At 61.9% G+C, this 21,186-nt stretch carries 17 protein-coding genes; 1 reads left to right on the top strand and 16 read right to left on the bottom strand.

The features are described from left to right. Positions 1-6 precede the first annotated feature (6 nt). The 3 genes from GM668_RS16865 to GM668_RS16855 form a co-directional block, all read right to left on the bottom strand. Positions 7-1,044 (bottom strand): S41 family peptidase, encoded by a 1,038-nt coding sequence (locus GM668_RS16865; protein ID WP_155440115.1) that lies wholly within the window; start codon positions 1,042-1,044, stop codon positions 7-9. A gap of 157 nt (positions 1,045-1,201) precedes the next feature. Continuing rightward, complete coding sequence (locus GM668_RS16860) at positions 1,202-1,816, bottom strand: DUF2799 domain-containing protein (RefSeq protein ID WP_155440114.1); 615 nt, start codon at positions 1,814-1,816, stop codon at positions 1,202-1,204. Positions 1,817-1,906: 90 nt separating this feature from the next. Next, positions 1,907-2,461 (bottom strand): hypothetical protein, encoded by a 555-nt coding sequence (locus tag GM668_RS16855; RefSeq protein WP_155440113.1) that lies wholly within the window; start codon positions 2,459-2,461, stop codon positions 1,907-1,909. Between the two features lie 44 nt (positions 2,462-2,505). Between GM668_RS16855 and GM668_RS16850 the strand changes: the two genes are divergently transcribed. Further along, entirely contained in the window at positions 2,506-3,126 is a 621-nt protein-coding gene (locus GM668_RS16850) for a flavin reductase family protein (RefSeq protein ID WP_155440112.1), read from the top strand. A gap of 5 nt (positions 3,127-3,131) precedes the next feature. On the opposite strand, the gene tssA is transcribed toward GM668_RS16850, so the two are convergent. From tssA to tssH, 13 genes are all read right to left on the bottom strand, one after another. Next, positions 3,132-4,364: a type VI secretion system protein TssA gene (tssA, locus tag GM668_RS16845; RefSeq protein WP_155440111.1), complete on the bottom strand. Its 1,233-nt coding sequence runs from the start codon at positions 4,362-4,364 to the stop codon at positions 3,132-3,134. A 12-nt stretch (positions 4,365-4,376) separates the two neighbouring features. Further along, positions 4,377-5,012: a formyltransferase family protein gene (locus GM668_RS16840; protein WP_155440110.1), complete on the bottom strand. Its 636-nt coding sequence runs from the start codon at positions 5,010-5,012 to the stop codon at positions 4,377-4,379. A gap of 22 nt (positions 5,013-5,034) precedes the next feature. Continuing rightward, positions 5,035-9,180 carry a type VI secretion system protein gene (locus GM668_RS16835; protein ID WP_371868723.1) on the bottom strand — a complete coding sequence of 1,382 codons (4,146 nt, stop codon included), beginning with the start codon at positions 9,178-9,180 and terminating at the stop codon, positions 5,035-5,037. Positions 9,181-9,198: 18 nt separating this feature from the next. Next, positions 9,199-9,966 (bottom strand): DotU family type IV/VI secretion system protein, encoded by a 768-nt coding sequence (locus GM668_RS16830; RefSeq protein ID WP_155440109.1) that lies wholly within the window; start codon positions 9,964-9,966, stop codon positions 9,199-9,201. Between the two features lie 7 nt (positions 9,967-9,973). Continuing rightward, complete coding sequence (gene tssK / locus GM668_RS16825; RefSeq protein WP_155440108.1) at positions 9,974-11,299, bottom strand: type VI secretion system baseplate subunit TssK; 1,326 nt, start codon at positions 11,297-11,299, stop codon at positions 9,974-9,976. Between the two features lie 10 nt (positions 11,300-11,309). Further along, a complete protein-coding gene (locus tag GM668_RS16820; RefSeq protein ID WP_155440107.1) occupies positions 11,310-11,810 on the bottom strand; it encodes a hypothetical protein in 501 nt (166 codons plus the stop codon). A 48-nt stretch (positions 11,811-11,858) separates the two neighbouring features. Next, positions 11,859-13,283, bottom strand: coding sequence for a cation:dicarboxylate symporter family transporter (locus tag GM668_RS16815; protein ID WP_371868722.1), 1,425 nt, complete (start codon positions 13,281-13,283; stop codon positions 11,859-11,861). A 7-nt stretch (positions 13,284-13,290) separates the two neighbouring features. After that, entirely contained in the window at positions 13,291-14,589 is a 1,299-nt protein-coding gene (locus GM668_RS16810) for a dicarboxylate/amino acid:cation symporter (protein ID WP_155440106.1), read from the bottom strand. An 8-nt stretch (positions 14,590-14,597) separates the two neighbouring features. Beyond that, positions 14,598-15,476, bottom strand: coding sequence for a substrate-binding periplasmic protein (locus GM668_RS16805; RefSeq protein WP_371868721.1), 879 nt, complete (start codon positions 15,474-15,476; stop codon positions 14,598-14,600). Continuing rightward, positions 15,473-15,718 carry a hypothetical protein gene (locus GM668_RS16800; RefSeq protein ID WP_155440105.1) on the bottom strand — a complete coding sequence of 82 codons (246 nt, stop codon included), beginning with the start codon at positions 15,716-15,718 and terminating at the stop codon, positions 15,473-15,475. The genes GM668_RS16805 and GM668_RS16800 overlap by 4 nt, the downstream gene beginning before the upstream one ends. Before the next feature lie 62 nt (positions 15,719-15,780). Beyond that, positions 15,781-16,461: a toxin-antitoxin system YwqK family antitoxin gene (locus GM668_RS16795; RefSeq protein ID WP_371868720.1), complete on the bottom strand. Its 681-nt coding sequence runs from the start codon at positions 16,459-16,461 to the stop codon at positions 15,781-15,783. A gap of 1 nt (position 16,462) precedes the next feature. After that, positions 16,463-18,454, bottom strand: coding sequence for a type VI secretion system tip protein TssI/VgrG (locus tag GM668_RS16790; protein ID WP_170305671.1), 1,992 nt, complete (start codon positions 18,452-18,454; stop codon positions 16,463-16,465). A 55-nt stretch (positions 18,455-18,509) separates the two neighbouring features. After that, complete coding sequence (gene tssH, locus GM668_RS16785) at positions 18,510-21,185, bottom strand: type VI secretion system ATPase TssH (protein WP_155440104.1); 2,676 nt, start codon at positions 21,183-21,185, stop codon at positions 18,510-18,512. Position 21,186: the final 1 nt, after the last annotated feature.

The raw sequence follows: 21,186 nt of genomic DNA, 5'->3' as shown, positions 1-21,186 counted from the left end.
TGCGCGTCACTGATTCGCCGGCGCCGCCGCCGTGGCAAGCGACAGCGCAGTTTGCAGTGCCTGATCGGCAGGGACCACCACATCCGGCTGGACGCCTGTTCCTTCCCAGTTGGTATGGGTGATGGGGTTGATGGCGCGCCCGGTCGGAATAAATCCGCCGACGTGCTCACTGAACTTGAAGCCGCCGCCGGGATTGGCGCCGCCGCCAGTCACTTCGCCCACAATCACTGCGCGCTTTAACTGCTTGAGGTTATAGGAAAACTCTTCGGCAGCGGAAAACGTGGCTTTGCTGGTCAGGATGTACACGGGCTTTTTACTGCCCAGGCGCTGGCCTGCAACGTCCGGGTTGGTCCAGAATTGTTCGGTCCGGTTCCCGTCGCGCCAATACAAGTCATTCAAGTGCACGCGTTCCAGGTCAAACAAATAGCTGCTGATCAGCGCCACCATGCGGGGCGAACCGCCGCCGTTGCGGCGCAAGTCGATGATCAAGGCATCCGCATTGGCCGCCATGCCCATGGCTGCCGCAACCGTCTCTGCCCCGCCACTTGGATCGACAAATCCGCGCAATTCCAGGTAAGCGATATTCGGCTCCAGCCGTTCAAATTTTTCAAAGCCAAAATTGACGCGGCGTCCAAATGCATTGGAAGCCTGTGACGCACCCGGCGCCGCGCTGCCGCGCCGGGCCGCCGCTTCCGGCGCCGGCGTGTAACGGATCTGGATATGCTTATCGTGGCTGATCTCCCGTAAATGCTGCTCCAGCAATTGGGCAAATGCCTTGCCGTCTGCCACCTGGTCATATTCGCCCCGCTGCTGGCGGGCCCGTATCGACGCGGCCATTTTTTCTGCGACATCAGGGAATACATAATTGCCGGTCAAATCCGTAACGAGCGTATCGATCGCCTCGTTGCGTTCCGCCGCGCTGATGGCATTGGCCGATACCGTGGATGCGGTGGCCGCAGCTACGGTCTCTGTGGCGGCGAGCGCGGGCACATTGCAGCAGAGGGCAAGGATCAGTGGCGCCACGCGCCGGGAAAAGGTCGTCATCAAATTCCTTCAAGTGGAAGTTCCGGCGTCGGCCGATGGTACAGCAGAGATGGGGTTGCACATGCTGCAATCAAGGGCGCTGGCGCGACGACGCATCCCGCAGCGCTTCGGGCGGGCCGTATTGCTGGTGCAGGCTGGTTAACGCGATGCCGGCATTTCAGCGCATGGAATCGAGCACATATTCGGCATCGCGCAGGTTATCGCGTGCACGCTGGATATCGCGGTCGACGTCGCGCAATTCATTGCGCAAATTGCGGCGCTTGTCGTCGAATTCGCGGCGGATACGCTTGCGGTCATCTTCTTTGTCTGCCGCTTTGACCTGTTTTTCCTCGTCGCGGTCAGCCTCGCGCAAACGGTGCTGCAAGCGTTCGCTGCGGCTGTTCAAATCATTGACGCGGCTGCGCATTTGATAGACGTTGTAGCCAATCTGATGGCGGCGGCGGAATTCCAAGTCGATTTGCGGCGGGCACACGCCGGAATACGACGTGCCGCTCAAGCCCAGCGGCGCGGCTTTCTCCAGCCTGCAAAAGTCCCTCAAGCCCTGTTCGCGGCCCGCCATATAGCGCTGCATATCGACTTTCACACCGGCCTTGGAACAGTCGCTCACGCGGTCATCCAGCACGGACATGGCTTTGCCGCCCATGCCATCCCGCAGACCGACGTCGCTCCAGTTCGCGGTCGCGCATTCACTCTTGGACATGGTTTCACAGCCGGACAGCAGCGCGCCTGTCACGGCAAGCACAGGAATCAACTTCAGCAGATTAGTCATCATCGGCGCGCCTAGTGATGGGATAAGCCAGTGTAGCAGCCAGCTTTGACAGTTGCGGCGGCAGCGGGCCTTCAATGTCTCAAGCCAGCAACATCAGCGCTTCGGCAGCGCTGCCTCGTAGCGCTGGAGATCGTCGACCGCCTTTTGATATTCACGTGACTTCTGCAGGCGGTCCATGTACCGGATGGGCCGCCGCTTGCTGCCGGCTATCGTGTAGTCCGACAGGCTGCCGCGCGCACCGCAATAGCTGCGGCACGTCGCGCCGCCATCCGGCGTCAGGCGGTCCGTCAGCGTGATGCCATCTTTTGAAGACGCCACCGCCAGCGTGCACGGCGGCCCGCCATCGTACGCCTTCTCCGGATCGTGGTAGACGAAACGTCCCTGCTCATAGCCGGCCATGCCGGATATCGAACAGGAATGCCCGTTATAGAACTGCAATTCGGCGCGCACATAGATATGCGTGGCATCGTAAGGGACGATTTCCACGATATCTTCGGATTCGTAGGGCGTATCGGCTTCCATTGGCGCTTTGCCAGGCGTGATGATGCCATTCCTGAAGCGGTGCTTGTACACACCGGCCATTTCCTTCATTGCTTGTTCTGGCGCCGTTTCCGCAGCCAGCGCAGCCCCCATAGCCAACATCATCATTGTCAGGAATAATTTCACTATTACCTCGCTTCTCTTTAATCGCCATGGAATACCACACCGCCACCCTCGACGCCAACACAGTCTACCGCGTGATGGTCAACAGCATCCTGCCACGCCCCATCGCGTGGATCAGCACCGTCAGCGCCGATGGCGTGGCCAACCTGGCGCCCTATTCATTCTTTACGGTGGCCAGCTGCAATCCGCCCGTCCTCAGCGTCACCCAAGTCAATCCGCGCGACCGTCCGGCCAAGGATACACTGACCAACCTGAGGGCGACGGGGGCCTGCGTAGTCAATATCGTCAGCGCAGCACTGGCGGAGCAAATGAATGCCACGTGTGCGGATTACCCTTCCGGCATCAGTGAATTCGATGCAGTGGGCATCACCCGTGCCCCCGGCCAGGCAGTGGCTGCCGATGGCGTGGCGGAATCCCCGGTGCGCTTTGAATGCCGCTTACGGGAAGTCATTGAAATCAGCCCGGAACCATCGGGCGGCACCATGATGCTGCTGGACGTCGTGCACATCCATGTAGCGGACAGCGTGCTGGCCAACGGCGTCATCGATCCGCAATTGCTGGATGCCGTGGGCAAGATGGGCGGCAATGGCTATGCCAATACGCGCGAGCGTTTCGACCTGGCCCGGCCCGTGTACAAGGCCGCGCCGTAAGCGCATTACTCGCGCAAGCCCAGCATATTGACGAGGCGGTTCAAGTCGCCCTCTTCACGGATGATTTCCGCCATCAATTCCGGCAGCGGCATGCGGCCCCAGTTGACGGCGCGGCGCAGCAAATACGGCGTCGGGCTGTGCGGCTCCACCAGGCTCAGATAATCGGCCAGTGCATCCAGCGTGGCATACGCTTCATTGCGGTTTTTCCACACCGATGCCGATACCGCCACCTGCGTTTCCGTACCGGGTTCCGGGTCGCCATTTTCCGGCGGGATGGGGTCAATCGGCGTAGTGTCTGGCGCCATTTCTTCACCTGTGTGTTCTGGAATGAACTGCGCCAGCACCCGTTCAATGGCAACCAGCGTGGCCTTCAGTTTGGACAGGTTAGGCGCCTGGGTACCCAACTGTAAATCCAGGAATGCATACAGCGATTCCAGGCAATGCAGGCAGCGCTTGATGGCGGCCCGCTTGTTCGTCATTTCACGGATCAAATGGCGCTGGGCATAGCCAATGACTTCGACCCGCGTCAGCGGCGCTTCTTCGCCCGCAGGCAGAGGCGGCGTATGGCCGGGGCCCGCCAGTTCAGCCGCCACCATTTTGTCCCAGTCCGCCAAGGTTGGCGCATTCGGTTTGCGGCCGGGCACCTTCAGCAGCGGCAGATGGATGCGCAGCGACAGCACGACGGAACTGTTCAGCCATTCCAGCGGTGCGGCGCGGGCATCCGCATCGCCGTCTTCAATCAGCGGATACACGCCGTCCCAGTAGTGCAGCAGCAGGCGCTCGATCAGCGCCAGGCCCCGGTACAAGCCATCGAGCCCGAACTGCCGGGTCCACGCTTCCAGCAGCCAGGCGGCAATTTGCACATCCTTGGAGCGGTGCATCAGCATGTCCTTGCAGCGCCCTTCAATCAGCGGCCAGTCGGCCCGCTTCAGCGGACGCTCCCACTCTCCCATCGGCAGCGACGGATCATCTTCTTCACGCGCCAGCCGGATTTCCGTGAACACGGGATCGAACCGCAACGCCTGGCCGCAAGGCGCGTCGGCGGAAATGGGCGCCAGCAGCGCATCCAGTTCATCTTGCTGGGCCTGGGTGATTCCCGAATAGGGCGTCGGCGGATGTATAGGATTTGGAATCATAGGAACAATCGGTGGTGGTGGCTCGGCAGGGACAGCCTCGGGAGCAATGAGCTGGCGCGCCTTGTCAACGAAATTGCGGAGATTGCCGGAAAAGCTGGACATAGAGTGATCCACCTACGTGAGCATTTTGCTCAATTCATGGGCAAAGAACTTCGCAGCCAGCGGCGACGATATTTTGTGCAAGTCGACCACGGACGCGCCGGGGGGAACATAAATTTTCTCGGACAGCCCGACCAGGCGGCCCGTATCAAACCCATCATCAACCGCATGCATGGCGATGGCGACGTGGTCGGAACGGCTGTCCAGCAAAGCCTGGAACGGATTGGGACCGGCGTAGTGCGATGGCCAGCCATCATCGATACACGGATGCAAATTGTAAAAGCCGCGGGCCGGGAATTGAAACAGGCGCGCATCGATGCGCTGGCCAAACGTGGCGGCAATGCAGATGTCGGGACGCCACTGTTCTTCATAGCGGCGGTAAAACTCGGCAGTCTTGACGCGGCCCTTGTACAGGTCAAGCCCATGCGCCAGCGCCAGTTCTTCCACCATGGTTTCTTCCTGCTGCGTGTGCGGATACGCCCACACGCGCCGCTCGCGGCTGATGAATGGCGCGCCCACGTCGTCCGTCGCCACGCCAACCACTTGCACGCGGGGCGCGATCGGCCCCTTGAGTAATTCACTCAATACATGGAAGCCACGGTAAAAGCTGCCAAATACGGCAATGCGCACAGGCGTGGTCTCAGTCGGCATGCGTTCCTCCGGCATCCCAGCCTTACCAGGCCGGCACCTTTGCAGGGAACGCGCCGGGCCACACCAGCGGCGCGCGCTTGCCGGCCGCGCTGACAGTCAGGCGCACGAACACCTTGGCGCGGCCATCGCGCGTGGCAACCTTGCCGTCGCCGCCCGTGCCCGTCACGGGGAAGTCAAAGCGCAGCAATTGCGAACGGGCGGCGTTTGACGTCGCCCCTTCCGGTTCGCGGTATGCCGAGACAAGGCTGAACAGCGACCAAGGATCATCGAAGCGGTAGCTGACCGTGCGGTCTTCCACGCTCATGCCCGCGCGGCCGGCTTCCGGCTTGGGCACCACGAGGCCGTCTTGCGCAAAGCGCAGCGACAGCACCACCGGCATGCCTGGCTCCCAGCGCAATGGGCGCTGCGGGTCGCGCTGGTGCAGGGTCTGGCCGCCGATCATCATGGCCCAGTCGATAATCTTGTTGCCTTCCGATTCCGCCGCCGCATTGGCGCGGAATTCCACCATCACGTCAAGACCCGCTGCCTGTCCCTCGTCGGCCGGATACAGCGGCGCCAGGAAGTCGCGCACCTTTTGCATCTGGTCGTCGACCTTGCGCAAGTTCGACGCCGGCGCCGGACGCGAAGGGTCGCGGTCGGACGCCACCGTCAGCGCATGCGCGCGGTCAAACAGTTTCAGCACGGTGCCCACTTCATCGACATCCGCGGCGGGAATATGCTCGGCCTGCACGCCGCGCACACCGGTGTCGAGCGCCAGCGTACGGAATGGCGAGCGGTTAGCCAGGTCGCGGTTGAACGCGTCGGCAAAGCGGGTCCAGCTATCCTGGTACACGTTCAGCGTCAAGTCGCGGCAGCGCGAATACAGGCCCGCTTGCAGCAGTTGCATGCGCTCGGAAAAGATGTCGGAACCACGGCGCTGCGCCGCGCGGGCAGACAGCTTGTCGAGGCAATTGCCCAGTTCCAGGTCCGCCGCGCCTATCGTCACGAATTGTTCCAGCGCCATCAGGCTGCTGGTCGGGCTTTTCAGGCGATAACGGTTCAAGTCCGCCACGGTCGCCTGCCAGCGCGCCACCAGCGGATTGCTGCTGTGGCCACTGCCCAGTTGCAGCAGCAGCGACTCCGCATCCTTGCCGATCGCGTCGATAAACGATTGTTGCTGCGACACGTAAGCATTCAAGCCGCCCGCGTCAATCGCGCCAAACGCATCGATCAGCGGCGCCTTGCCGCCCACCCAGCTCAGGAACGTGCGGTCGCGCGGCACGAACACCTGGGCGCGGGCAAAGGTTTCATCCAGCAATTGCAGGCGGGACAGCGCATCCTTGACCAGCACCGACGCCAGTTCATCGGCCGCGCCGGGCGCCCCCATGTCGATCAGCCATGCACGCACGCGCATGGCGCGCGAACGGTCGCCATCATCGGACGGCGCCTGCACTTCGCGGGCCGACACGTAAAATGCCTGCGACAGCAAATCGCGCGCCGTCGCCACCAGTCCCGCGTCGGACAGCCCGGACGCCGCGTTTTGCAGCGCAGCGGGGAACTTGTTCATTTGCTCGGTCTGGAACCGCTTGCGTGCATCGGCCAGCGCCAGCACCTGGTCCAAATGCGCGCGGTCCCAGCCGACCGTGGCTTCAACCGGCACGTCGGGCAAGCGGCGCGCGCCATTGAATTTCATGTAAGGCTGCGACAGCAAGGTATTCAGTGCTTCCAGCAAGGTCTTGCGGTCCGGCGACATGGCCCAGCCGCCATTCGCATCGGACCATTCGACGCCCGCATTCATGCCACCCGCCAGGCTGTCGGCCGCCAGCGCGCCATCCCACGCGGACAGGAATTCAGTGAACCCATCATCGGCCTGCTTGCGCGCGTCATCGGCTGCAGCCTTGCCCAGCAACGCCAGCGTCTGGACTTTCTGCAGCAAGTTATCCCAGGCCGGGCCCAGTTCCATCGCATTGCGGCGCATCCACGCCCCTTTGCCCGGCGCCATGTACGCTTCCTGCGCTTTCAATGCGGCGCGCAGGTTTTGCCACAATGCCAGGATGGCGGCCGGATCGGCCGTGCGCGCATCGTTGGCCTGGATGGCGGCGGCATTGTCGCCGATCGCCCGTTCCGCCAGCAGCAAGCCATTGTTTGCATACAGCCGTTTCGTCGTCGCCTTGACGGCCAGTTTCAGCGAGCAGGCAGCCGCATCATGCAGCGGATCCATCGTCAGCGATGGCACCGATTGCGCCACCTGGCGGAACAGCCCTGCCGTACGGGCCGAGTTGCCATTCAATTCAGCGCCCAGCAAGTGGCGTACCACCAGCGCCAGGTCATCGCCAGACGCGGGACCGGATGCGGGCGACTTCAGGCGCATGATCGCTTGCAGCACCTTTTCCATCTGCTCCACACGCGCCACGTATTGCGACGTGGCGGAAAATTCCGGCAAGTCTTCCATGTTCAGGGCCGTGTTGCCCACCGACGCCGCTTGCGCCCAGTTGGCCGGCAACGTACAGCGCCCACCCACGACCAGGCTGCCGGACACCGGTTCAACCGGCACCCCCGTCAAATTGCTGACCTGCGTATAGGCGGCGCGGCGCAGCGGGTCGAACGCATTGTCGGCAAAGCCCTTTTCCAGCCGCATCTGGACGCGCTGGTGCAAGCTGTCAAACCACGACCACGAGCCCGGCATGAAGAATGATCCCAGGCGCGCCGCGCCCATTTGCTCAATGTTTTGCAGCGCTTCCATCGCGCGGCGGCGGCTGATGGCCGGGTCGATTACGTTATTGTTCGCCGCCTGCAGGCTGGCGCGGGTATCCTGGTCCAGCTGGTGCAGGTAGCTGACCACGGGGCCCGTCAAGTTATGCAGGCGCACCGTGGCAAATACGAGGCCGATGACCCACACGGCCGGCACGCCGATCGCGCACCAGCGCACCACGCGGCTCATGGCCGGGCGGCGCATGCGGTTCACGGACGAAGCACGCACCAGTCCCGATTCAGCAAAAACTTTCCGTTCAAAGACATCGCGCAAGAATGCCGGCACGGCGCTGCTGCCCTGCCCCACATGCAAAGCCGGCACGCCAGGTTCCGCGAATTCTTCGGCCGGCGCCAATGCCGTGCCGGCAGTAGCGCTGCCCGGTGCGTCGAGCGCCAGCGGATCGGCATCCGGGTTATCGCTCAGCAAAGCCGCCGCATCGCTGCAATCGCCCGTCAAATACATGCCGCGCAACAGGAATGGCTCGTGATACGCGCTGGGGCGCATCAATTCTTCGACAAACACTTTCAAACCGGTGCGCACACGTTCGATCTGGCTCGGCAACAGGAAGTAATCGCTGCTGTCGGAACCGGCCGGTTCCAGCGCACACAATTCCGCGCAACTGTCCGACACGCTGCGCACGATTTCATTCATCGCACTGTCGACCCAGTTCGACTGGAATGGCGCCGTCAATTCATATGGCGACGACCAGCCCAGCATGGAGCGGCGCAGCGCTTCCGGCAAGGCGCTGGCAAAGCGCGCGAAGCCGGGGATGGTTTCGCAGTCGGACAGCATGATGTAGATCGGGAAGCGCAAGGCCAGGCGGTTTTGCGCCAGCCATAGACGGCGGTGGATAGCCTTGGCGCGCGCCAGCAACTCCATCTGTCCTTCACCATCGCCATGGATAAAGGCGGCGGCGGGAATTGCCAGCACGATGCCGTCAAATGGGCGGTCCTGGCGGTAATTGCTGCACAGGCCAAGGAAGTCATCCCACGTCTTGTTGTGATCAGGCGCATCCGGATCGGGCGAACCCAGATAGCCCGACTGCAGCTGCACGACGACACCTTTGTCGAAGAAATTCCAGCTGATACCCTGGCCGCCTGCCGTCAGGGTGCTGTCGGCGCTGAGCGCGCTTTGCAGGCCCGATTGCGCCAGCGGCAGTTGCCGCCCCGGCGCCCCTTCGTTGAGGATCAGGGTCCAGTTCAGGTTATAGCGCTCGGAACGCGCCGCCAGGTTATTTTCAATCAGTTCGACGGCGACCTTGAACGACTGCTTCAGCGTATCGGCACTGATCAGGCGCGGCTGCTGCGCGGCAGGACGGTCTGCTGCCTGCGCACCTTTCATGGCCGCCCAGATCACCACGCCCAGCAACAGCAACACGAGCAGCGTGAGCAGCAGCAGTGTCACGATGGCCGTATTGTCCGATAAGAAGTTCAGCACGATTCAGGGCCCTGTGCGTTAAACGGTTCCGGCCAGCGCGGTGCGCACCGGCCACGATTGCCATAACCACAGCAATTCCGACAATCCCAGCAACATCAGCAAGGCCACCAGCGCAATCAAGCCAAAACGGTTCAGGCGCGGCAAGCGGGCCGCCGTTAAATGCGACAGCGTGCTGGCATACGCCTGTTCCGACAGCGTGCGGTCGCGCCCCTGCAAATCCGCAGCGCGCAAGTACACGAACTGGAACAGCTCGCGGCGGTATTCGGCAATCTTGTCTTGCTTCTGGCCCCGGTAGCGGCCCTGGAAACCCAGCGACAACAGGTACAGGTACAACCTGCCCACATTGCGGCGCGACGCTTCCCGTTCACGCAGCAACTGGTCGAGGTCATCAAACACGCGTTCACCCGCATAGCTGGACTTGAACAGCTGCGTTTCAATCAGCACGTGGCGCCAAAACGTGCGCCCCGCCCAATCCGTATTGAGCATGACTTCATCGGCCAGCGCGGCTTTTAAAAACCGCCCCTGCACTTCCGCTTCAATGCCGACCTTGCCGCCGACACGGCGCGCTTCCAGTGTTTGCAATTCAATCAGCTGGCACAGCTGGCGGCTGATGCCTTCCGCTGCCGCCTTGGCTTCACCATCGGGCACTTGCGTGGCAGCGTGCGCCGCACGCGTCAGCACGTCATAAAAATCGCGGAACTGGGTCGACGCCAGGTCCACGCCTTCACTGGTGCTGCCGCCTGGTGCAACGGGAGGCGACACCGGACCGGCCGGACTCATTTGCATGTGCACCTCATCCTTTGATGAACAAGACGATTTCCTGCGGCCGCTGCGACTGCAGGCTTTCATTGGCGTTGCTGATCAACAGTGGCTGGTCGGGCACGATAAAACTGTCAGACACGTCAATGCTGAACAGCGTGTAGCCGGCGCTGGCGCGCAAGCCCAGTTCCGGCGCTTCGCTGATCGGCGTGCGGGGCGCCCCCAGCACGCGGCGGTCGCTCAGCGAAATCCACATATTCTTCGAACCAATGACGGCGCCCGCCATCCACTGGATCGCATCGCGGTCCGGCTGGCCGCGCAAGCCGATCACGAGGCGCGATCCCACCCATTCCGGCTGCAGCGCCAGCGCAAACACTTCGCCATCGAAGCCAAACGTGCACGTCTTCCATTCCTGGCTCACTTCCGCCACCAGGTCCGACAGCGCACTTAACACGGCATCGAAACATGGCCACGCATCCGCATGGTCATACGCGGGCGGCAGCAATGGCACAGCGCCGGGACGCAGCGTGGCCAGCGGTCCCAGTTGCGCGCACAGCGCCAGGTACAACGGCAGCGGCTGTACGACGGGGCAGCGCAGCACGGCTTCCAGCTGCGGCAAGTTCAGGATCAAACTGTTCAGGCGCGCTTTTTGTTCCAGCAAATTCAAGCGGTCTTCCGTGCGCGACGACGGCGTCGCGCTCTGGCGCGCCAGGAACAGCGCCTTGGCCCGCATGTGCGTGGCCAGCAATTGCGCGCGCTGGCGCACGGCAGAGTCAAGCGGCACTTCCAGCATGGCGGGCAGGAAGGCGCCGCGCCGCACGATTTCATTGAGCTTGTTGACCGTCATCAGGCGCACATGCGTGTAGGCCGCCGTCGGCACCTTGCCCGCAGCCAGGCCAAGATTAACCACCATGCGCGGCAAATCCGCCGCCAGCGCGTGCGACACTTCATCTTCCACGGCCATGCTTTCTATGCCGCGGAACATCGACGGCTGGCCCGGCTGGCGCAGCGAGCGCGTATTGCCCAGCACCAGATAAATCGATAAATCTTCCTGCGCCATGTCATTGGCCCATGGCGCCAGGTCGATTTCAATGCCGTGTCCCTGCGCCGTGGCGCTGTCATAGCAGACCGCCATCCCGTTCGGCAAAATCGCTTCGATCTCGCGCACGCGCAGCACGCCCGTCGCCAGCAATGCTTCATCAATGGCCAGCTTGCGCACGCCCCAGCCATAAGGGTTGGTGGCCATCGATTGCCAGGCCAGCTGGGCATCCACGCGGGCGCCCTCTTGCTGGAAATGCTGCGGCGTCAGCAGCATGCCTTCGTGCCATTGGATACGGTCGAGAAGTTTGGCTGCGGTCATTGTCGTCTACTTACTGGGCCGAACCGGACTTGATTTCACTGGCGCTGAAATTCTGGGCGCGCAACTGAACGACATAGCCGGCCGTGTTGAGGAGCATGCGGGCACGGTGGTCGCCGGGCGTGCCGTAGCTGGCAAATACCAGCGCGGCCCAGGCTTTTTGGCCGTCCCACAGTTTGTTACTGAGTTTGATTGACTGGGACGGCGCCAGTTCATACGAAAACACCGTCATGGCTTCCGGGAAGCTTTTACGCAAATCCGACCGCGTGGCAAACCATTTGCTGGCTGTCATGTTCAACAGCGATTCCAGCATGGCGGTTTCCTTGACCAGCACCACGTCCACCGCGACGGCACTGTTGCCATTGGCATCATCATCCGTGCGCAACGCAACGGATTTCCAGTCCGGCTCAACTGGCTTCGGATCCAGGCCCAGCAAGCCGCGCATTGTCGCGGTCACACCGCAACCAGGCAGCACGCACACCACACCAAGCATCAGCATGCTGCGGCGGATCATCGGCATTTCCAGTTAAAGACGGGCGTCAGGGTCATCATCTTTGCAACTTCAAAATACCGTATGCAAACCAAACCCGACGCCTGCACAAAATACTGTAAACAGGGCTAGTGCTAGCAGCAAAAACGCCAGCATGGCTTGCTTCCGGCTAAATGCCAATTTGAGCGTAGTCGGACGCCACGCTTCAGAAATTTGCTCAATGTTAATATACAGATCATCCGCTACCAGTGCAATCACAGCGGACGAGATGAGAAACGAAAGCAAATTCCGCGCACCCTCACACAACACTTCGACCAACAAGAACACGGGCAGCACGGCTTCCAGTGGCAAACCAAACGATCCCAAAACAAAGCCGCCCAATAAAACCGATTTCACTCCGACAATACTGACGGACCACAGCGCGGCGGCCCACGACAGGCCGCAAATCAGCGCCAGGTCGCCTGGCGCCAGCGGGTGCCCATACAAGTTGGCGATAAAGATAGCCAGGACGGCAAAGAACATGGCTTCGCCTGCTTTGATGAAAGTCGGCGCAATCGGCATGAACAATTCCACCAGCGCTCGGCTGAAGCCCAGCCGCACACTCAATCCCTGGATAAAAGCCGGCACGGCGGCCACGGCGGCCGGAGAAAACAGGCAGACCGTGATCGGCTCCCGCAATGCCAGCAATACTGTCGGCAAGGGCTGTTTCAAGCGGCGGCAAATGATGCCCAGCGCCAGCGCACTGACCGCCAGCGCCGCGCCGAAAAACGACGCGAGGAAACTGCCCAGCAAGGCAATCGCTTCAACCCCGGCGGTGGCGGTGGCGGCAGCCGCCATCACGCACGCGGCCAGCGGCAGCAGGCTGTTGAAGCGGTTGACCAGCGATTCCAGTGCGCGGTAAATGCCTTCAAAAATATTGCTGAGCGGGCTGGCCACGCCGGGCGCCTGCACGGCCACGGCGGTTCCGAAGCACAGCACGCCAATCAGTACGGAAGGCACGGAACCATATGCCAGCACGGCAAACAGGTTGTCCGGCACCAGCGGTTCCACGTCCAGCGGCGCCGTGGCGTTATCATCCGTGCCATACATGGACATGACGATGCCGGATTCCGAACGCAGCGTCAGCTTGCCCAGCGCCGCCACCTGCGCAGGCGACATGCCGCCGCCTGCCGACAAGATCCCTGCCGCCAGCAGACCGGCCAACGCGCACAGCAGCATGGCCAGCAGCGACATCAGCACCATTTTCACGAGACGCGGTCCGGCGCCCGGCACGGCGGGCATGCGCTGCAAGCCAAAATACACGGCCAGGATCATGAACGGCAGCGCCGCCATCTGGATCAGCGACAGATACAGCGTCGTCACCGCCGCCAGCAGCGGCGCACTGGCGGGGAACAGCGTGCCGATCCAGCCGCCCAGCAGCACCATGCCCAGCAACACAGCCGGATGCTGGGCAATTTCCTTGAATGGAATGGATGCGGGCGTGACTTGGGGGTACACGGCGGGCCTATAGTTTGACTGGCGGGTTGCAAATGGCTGCCACGGCGGCGCAGCTGCCCAGCACCGTCACGGCAGTGCGGCCCATCGCGCAAATCGGGTCAACGGCAGCCAGCAGCACGAATGCCGCTTCAAACGGCAGCGCAAGGTAGTGGCACGTGGTGCCGATCAGCGACACCGTGACGATACCGGCCATGCCGCTCGATGCAAAGCCGGACAGCACGGCAACCAGCGCCAGCACGCCCAGGTCGGCAGCCGACAGCGCCCGGCCATACAGCGCGGCTATGAACAGCGTGCCGCATACAAAATACGCAATGGCGCCCACGCGCAGCAGTGCGATACTGAGCGGCACCAGCAATTCCACGCGGGCACGGGCAAATTGCAATGGCCCCACCATGCTTTCAATCATGGCCGGCATGCAGGTGGCGCTATTGTTGGTGGCGATCCCCAGCGCAAACGGTTCGCGCATGGCCGCCACCACGTCGGGAAACGGTGCGCCGGCGCGCTTGCTGATCAGCGCGACTGCGAGGGCCAGCAACAGCAGGCAAATAATCAGGAAGGTCGCGACAAAGCCCGCCATGGCCCGCAGCGGCCCCAGTCCCGTGACGGCAACCTGGCTGGCCGTCATGCACACCAAGACCAGCGGCACCGGCAAATTCACCCAGCGCGTCAACGTCTGGCACGCGTGGTAAATGGTTTCCAGCGCTTGCTGCAAACCGGTGGATATCCGGCTCGGCACCTGGCCCGCCGCGAGGCCGAACAGCATGGCAAACACCAGCGCCTTCAGGGTTTCGCCATTGGCCAGCGATGCGAAAATATTTTGCGGGATCAGCGACTGTATGACGTCCTTCAGACTGGACGTGTGCAGCGGCGCATCCGGCGTGTACATGGCCATCGCCGTATTGCTGCGTTCACCGTCAGCGCTGACGATCTGGCCCAGCGCTGCGCGGGTTTCCGGCGCCAGGTTGCCGCCTGGGCGGAACAGCAGCGAGGCGCCTGTCGACAGGATGGCCGTCAGCAGGGAAAAGCCGGCAAAGATCATCACCACCCGTTTGAAGACGCGGGCCGCGCCGCCATCGCGGTACAGGTTTTGCAGGCTGAAAATCACGGCCGACACCATGAACGGCAGCACCGTCATTTTCAGCAAATCCACGTACACGACGCCGATGATGTCCCATGGCCGCGCGACATTCGGGGCGGCCCAGCCCAGGAAACCGCCCACCAGCACACAGCCCAGTACAGTCGAAGGGTGGAAGGCCCAGCGCTGGTAGCGCCGAATCAGGGCCGAAGTATCAGCGTCTTGGGTCATGGCATGCGTCATTTGAGCGTCTTCAGCAAGCTGTTCACAGTAGGCTTGTCAGCCCGCTGCGCGATGACTTCATTTACAAACGACAGCAACGTGGGGTCGCGCACGCCCACCATCAGGCTCAGTGTGGATTCCATGTCGCTGAACGTCACGGTGCGCAGGGTCAGCGCCAGGCCGGGGTCCTTCTTCAAGATTTGCAGCACTTCCAGTTCGTCGCGGTACGCGGCCACCACGTCGCCCTTCTTGACGGCGTTGACGACGTCCGCCCACGTGGGATACGCCACCAGCTTCGCTTTCGGGAAATTGCGGCGGCCGAATTCTTCCCATGACGAACCGGCAATCACGCCCAGCGTGCCATTGAAATTGCGGATCACTTGCGGCAGCGGCTGTTCGCCCGCGATGGCGGCAAAGTTCACGCGGTTGATCAGCAGTGCGTGGCTGAGTTTCATGTACGTATTCGAGAAGTGCACCATTTGGCCCCGCTTCAACGTGCGCGCCAGGCGGCTGATACCCAGGTCGGCGCGGCCTTCTGCCACGGCTTCCACGACGCCGTCATACGTCTTGGCGCTGCGGTCGAAACGCACAGGCACGCCCAGTTCACTGCCGACCAGGCGGGCCAGATCGACGTCCGTGCCGGCCAGATTGCCGCCTTCAGCATAGAAAAACGGCGGCGTGTCGGTGGACAGCATGGCCACCACCAATTCGCCCTGGTTGACGATGCGTGCGATATCGGGCGCCAGCATGCGGCCATCGGCTACTTTCACCAGCGGCGAACGGGAGGGCTGCGCCGCATCGGCAGCCTTGGCCCCTTGCGGCGACGCGGACGCCACCAGCGCCAGCGTTGCCAGCACCACCGCCGCCACGGCGTTGAATAAGCGGAGCGTCTTCACGGGATGGCTTTCTGCACGGCGTGTGCCTTGTCAGTGACTGGAGTGGCGGCTTGCGCGGCTTCGCTGGCGGCCTTCGCCGTGGCCTGGCGCTGCAATTCGGCGGCGACGGCGGCAGCCGTTGCGGGCTGGTTCAAGCTGGAGCCGACCTGGTAACCCAGCGCAAACAACAGCACCATCAGGGCCACGAGCGCAAAAGCTGCCAGTGAAATCAGGCGCGGCGTCAGGCTGAATCGGTATTCCATGGTATCGCCTATCTATGTTGGCAAAATCAGTTGGCAAAGATGAGCCGTGGTCTGGCGCGGCGTCAATCGCCGCGTACGAGTGCCTGCAGGCGGTCCAGCAGCGCTGGCGTGGCGGCGGCGTTGCCGGTGCGCCGCCCTTTCTGGTCAAAGCGCGCCGGCGGTCCCAGAGGCTTGCCGTCGCGGTAATGCACTTCCTCCATCAAGGTACCGTCCGGCCAGTAGCGGCGCAGCGGCCCATGCAGCAAATTCGCACGGTACGTACAAGCCTGCACCACGTTGCCTTGCACATCGAAATCCGTGGACTCCCCTTCCAGCAAGTCGGCACGATAGAACGACTTGCGCACCCGCGTCCCTTCGCGGAAAAACTCTGCCGGGCCATCAATCTTCCCATCCTTCATCGTGACGGATGAGGTCAGCAAGCCTGCTTCATCAAACGATTCCGACGGTCCGCAGGCAACGCCATCGAGCATGGTCTGGCGCGAAATACAGCGGCCATGCGCATAGGTTTCCACGACCCCGTGCACCACGCCATTGCGGTAGGGCGTGCGCTGCACCAGCTGGCCATCGTCCGCGTAGACCGTTGACGTTCCATCCATCTTGCCCGATTCAAAATTGATTTTCAACATCACCTGACCGGCAGGGTTGTATTTTTCCAGCACGCCGTGCAACACACCGTCGCGCAGCCAGCAGCGCTGCAGCAAACGGCCTTCGTCGTCGTGCTCTTCAAGCAATACCGGTTCCACGTCAATTCACCTTGGTCAGCGCACCCTTGAGGGTCAGCATGGCGCCCGCCTCCACGGTTTGCGTGGCGTCCGCCTTGCTGTTGATGATAGGCGCCTTGTTATCCATCTGGACACCTCCCTGGTTCACCATCTTCATGCCCGCCTTGTTGGTCAGGTTGGTGCCCGCATCGTTGGTCAATTCCGTGCCTGCCTTGGCCGTGAACGCCGTCCCCGCCTTTGCATTCAGCGTGGTTCCCGCTTCCAGCGCCACGGCGGCGCTGCCCTTGATGCTGACGGCGCCCGTGACAGTAATCGTCAATTTGCCATCGATGGTCAGCGCATAGTCGCCCGTCACCTTGTGCGTGTACTTGGCTTTATTGGTGTGCGTTTCGTCGCCCGTCACCGTGACTTCGCGCGTGCCTTTGACATTGTGGGTTTCCTTGCCCTTCTGGACATCGACTGTGCGGTCGCCCTCCGTCAGCGTATGGGTTTCCGCCCCTTTCTTGATGGTCGTGGTCAGCGCATTTTCGATTTCCACCAGCATGTCTTTTTGCGCATGCATGTACAGCTGTTCGGAATCCTTCTTGTCCTCAAACCGCAGCTCATTGCCGGCCGCGCCCTGCTTCGATGACCACGTGCGCATCACGGTCTGCGTCTGATTCGCCGGCAACGTCACCGGCGGCGTGTTTTCACCGTTGTAGACACAGCCCGTCACCATCGGCCGTTCCGGGTCGCCGTTCAGGTACGTGATGACGACTTCCTGTCCGACCCGGGGCAGGAACAGTGCGCCAAACCCTTTGCCGGCCACCGATTGCGCCACGCGGATAAACGGTGAACTCTTGTCATCCTTGGCGCCATCGCGGTCCCACGGGAATTGCACCTTGATGCGGCCATGCGCATCGGTCCAGATTTCTTCGCCGCTGGGCCCCACCACCAGTGCGGTTTCACAGCCGACCGCACGGGGCCGCGCTGTCTGCACCGGCGGGCGGAATGGCACGGTGGCGGGAAACGCTTCAAACGAGTTGATGTACAAGTCGTCGCGCGCTGTGTGGTGCACGCGCCGCAGCACATACGCGGCATTGAGCGAACTGACAAAGTGGTCTTTCAGCGTGAACTTGGAACCGGCCTGGAACAGGTAGCAATAGCTATCGCCGCGCAATACCGCCGTGTTGACCTGGCTGGCTTCCACGCGCAGCTTGGCAATGGCCGTGGCGGCGCTGGCCGTCAAGTGGCCGGTAGCAAATTCATACACGGCGCCGCTGCCTGCACTGCCCGAATGCGTGCCTTCCAGCGACGTGCTGGGATTGACGAAATCATAGTCATTGACGGTGGCTTTCTTCACGCCGATGCCATTTTCATAGGCAAAGCGCGACACGGTATCGATGGCGTTCGCCATGCCCGTGGACGGGAAAAAGCGCACCGTCGCCGCCCCGGTGCAATCGGCGAAATTCGACGACGCATCGCCCAGCACCATCGTGTGGGCGCTGCTGGTGTGCGTGAAAAAGTAAAAGATGCCGGCTTGCTCCATCAGGCGGCTGATGAAATCAAACGCGGTTTCATCGTATTGCACGCAATAGTCGATTGCCGTGTAGGTTTGCGTGGTCTTGTCGTCGAACGTGATACCAAAATCGCCCAGCACGGCCGCGATGATTTCCGTGACTTTCTTGGCCTGGTAAATCTTGCGGTCGCGCGACAACGTCAGCAGCCACAGCATCGGCACCAGTTCAATTTCATACGTGGCGAAATCCACGTCATAGCCGCTTTGCGTAAAGCGCGACACCATGCCAGTGATGTAGCGCTTGGTGGCGCCTGTCACGTTCATGGTAACCGTCACGGTCTTGCCCACAACCGTGGCCGCGCTCAGGCTGGTGCTGCCGGAGCGCATATACAGGTTGAACTTGAACAGTTCGGAAATGCCTTCCGTCCCTTCGACGGCGTCCAGCAGCAAGTCATCGGCGCCGAACGGCGACGTGATGGATAACAAACCACCTGGCTGCTTATAACCTGTCTTCACGGATGAGTTCGCTTAATTAGTTCGCTGAATGAGTGCGCTGAATGAGTTCACCAAGTCAGTTACGGAACGTGTAATGGAATTGCTCGTCGGCGTCCACGCTCATGTGGATTGCTGTAAACGGCTTTTGCATCGACATGCGCTCCAGCACCAGCGACGACAGCAAGGGCAACACAGTCTGCGTCAGGATGTAATCAATGTTGCGGGCGCCGCTGTCGACTTCCGTGCAGCGCGCCGTCACCACGGCCGTCACCTGGTCATCCCACGTGAATTTGGCGCGATGGTTTTCCGCAAAGCGGGCCGCCAGCTTGGCCAGTTTCAAATCCACGATATTGCGGATCTGTTCATCGCCCAGCGGATAATACGGCACCAGCACGAGGCGGCCAAGGAATGCGGGACTGAATTTGCGCAGCAAGTGGGGGCGCAACTGTTCCACCAGCTTTTCAGGGTCGGGGCGCTGGCCATTGGCGCACGCTTGCGTGATGACATCTTGCGCCGCATTCGACGTCAATAAAATCAGCGTGTTTTTAAAGTCGATGGATATGCCTTCGCCATCTTCCATCGTGCCCTTGTCGAACACCTGGAAAAACAGTTCCAGCACGTCCGGGTGCGCTTTTTCCATTTCATCGAGCAGCACCACGCAATAGGGGCGGCGCCGCACGGCTTCCGTCAGCACACCGCCTTTGCCGTAGCCGACATAACCGGGCGGGGCCCCCTTCAGGCTGGAAATCGAATGGGGTTCCTGAAATTCCGACATATTGATGGTGACCATATTGCGCTCGCCGCCATACAGCATGTCCGCCAGCGCAATCGCGGTTTCCGTCTTGCCCACGCCGCTCGGGCCCACCAGCATGAACACGCCGACCGGCTTGCCGGGGTCATCGAGTTCGGCGCGGAACGTGCGCACGCGGCGCGAAATCGCATCGAGCGCCTGGTCTTGGCCGACCACGCGTTCGCATAAATGTTCTTTCAATTGCAGCACCGTGTGGATTTCATCGGCCAGCATTTTCCCCACGGGGATGCCGGTCCAGCCGGAAATCACATCGGCCACGATTTTTGAATCCACGCACACGGGCACCAGCGGTTCATCGTCCTGGATGGCTTCCAGCCCTTTTTGCAGCCGCTGCAACTGGTCGCCGCGCGACTTCAATTCTTCTTCATCGGCGGCTGCCACGGCGCCCGTCGCATCGGGCTGTTCCGCGATCTGGCGGCGCAGCGCAAGGATTTCATCGACTGCGTGCCGCTCATCGGCCAGCTTTTGCGTCAGCCTGGCTTGCCGTTCGCGCAGCGCCGTCAAGCGGGTATCGAGCTGCGTGATGGCGCTGGCCTGGCCTTCGCCGCGCGCATGCCGCTGGCGCGCCACGCGCAGCGCTTCTTCTGCCAGCACGATGTCGTGTTCCAGCGCTTCGATTTGCGGCGGCGCCCCGGCCTGGCCCACGGCCACGCGGGCGCATGCCGTATCGAGCACGCTGATGGCCTTATCCGGCAACTGGCGGCCGGAGATATAGCGGTGCGACAGGCGCACGGCATCCGTCACGGCTTCATCGAGGATTTCCACGCCGTGGTGTTTTTCCAGTGTCGCCACCATGCCGCGCAACATGCCGATGGCGGCGTCCGGTTCCGGCTCCTCGACTTTGACGACCTGGAAGCGCCGCGCCAGCGCGGGATCGCGTTCCACGTATTTTTTATATTCGGCCCACGTGGTGGCGGCAATCGTGCGCAACTCGCCCCGCGCCAGCGCGGGTTTCAATAAATTCGCTGCATCGCCCTGCCCTTCGGCGCCACCGGCGCCTATCAACTGGTGCGCTTCGTCGATGAACAGGATGATGGGCGTGGTGGACGCCAGTACTTCGGCAATCACGGATTTCAACCGGTTTTCAAATTCACCCTTGATGCCGGCGCCAGCCTGCAACAGCGCCAGGTCCAGCGAACGCACCACGGCATGCGCCAGCGACGGCGGTACGAGGCCCTGTGCAATGCGCTGGGCAAAGCCTTCCACGACCGCTGTTTTGCCGACACCCGCTTCGCCCGTCAAGATCGGATTGTTTTGGCGGCGCCGCAGCAGGATATCGACAATCTGGCGGATTTCATTATCGCGGCCGCGAATAGGATCGATTTTGCCCGCCCGTGCCTGCGCCGTCAGGTCCACCGTGTACTGGTCCAGCGCCGGTGTCGCGCCACTGCCTTTCAACGTCGGCATATTGCCTGCCGCACCCGCGCCTGCGGAAGCCGCCGGCGCCACCACGGCCGTGCCGCCATCTTCCGCGGAACCGGACAGCAGCGTGGCCAGCCCGTTTTTCAATTGTTCGCGCGGCAGCTTCAATAAGTCTGGCGCTGTCTCGATCAGCAAGCCGCGCAAGCTGTCCACTTCCAGCATGGCCAGCAACAGCGTGCCGGAGCGCACTTGCTGGCTGCCCAGCAGCATGGAGCTGAGCAGCCACGCTTCCTGGAATAGCGGTACGAAATGCGGCGACAGCGCCGGCGTGCGGCCATTGCCCCGCTTGAAGTTATCCATGCTGCGCTGCAGTTGCGCCGATACGGCGGTGTCCGCGATATTGAATTGCTGCAGGATCAGCTTTAAATCCGGCGCCTGGTTTTCCAGCAGCACAAACAGCAAGTGTTCGAGGTCAACGTTGAAGTGCGTGTGCTTGACGCACAATTCCGCGGCCTGGCCCATTGCGCGTTTGCACTCGGGATTCAGCTTGCCCAGCAAGGTGCGGATGTCAATATCCATG

The sequence above is a fragment of the Pseudoduganella ginsengisoli genome (genome assembly GCF_009720865.1).
In the GTDB taxonomy this organism is placed as follows: domain Bacteria; phylum Pseudomonadota; class Gammaproteobacteria; order Burkholderiales; family Burkholderiaceae_D; genus Rugamonas; species Rugamonas ginsengisoli.
The sequence above is the reverse complement of the archived record's forward strand: the minus strand, read 5'-3'. Positions and strand labels throughout refer to the sequence as shown.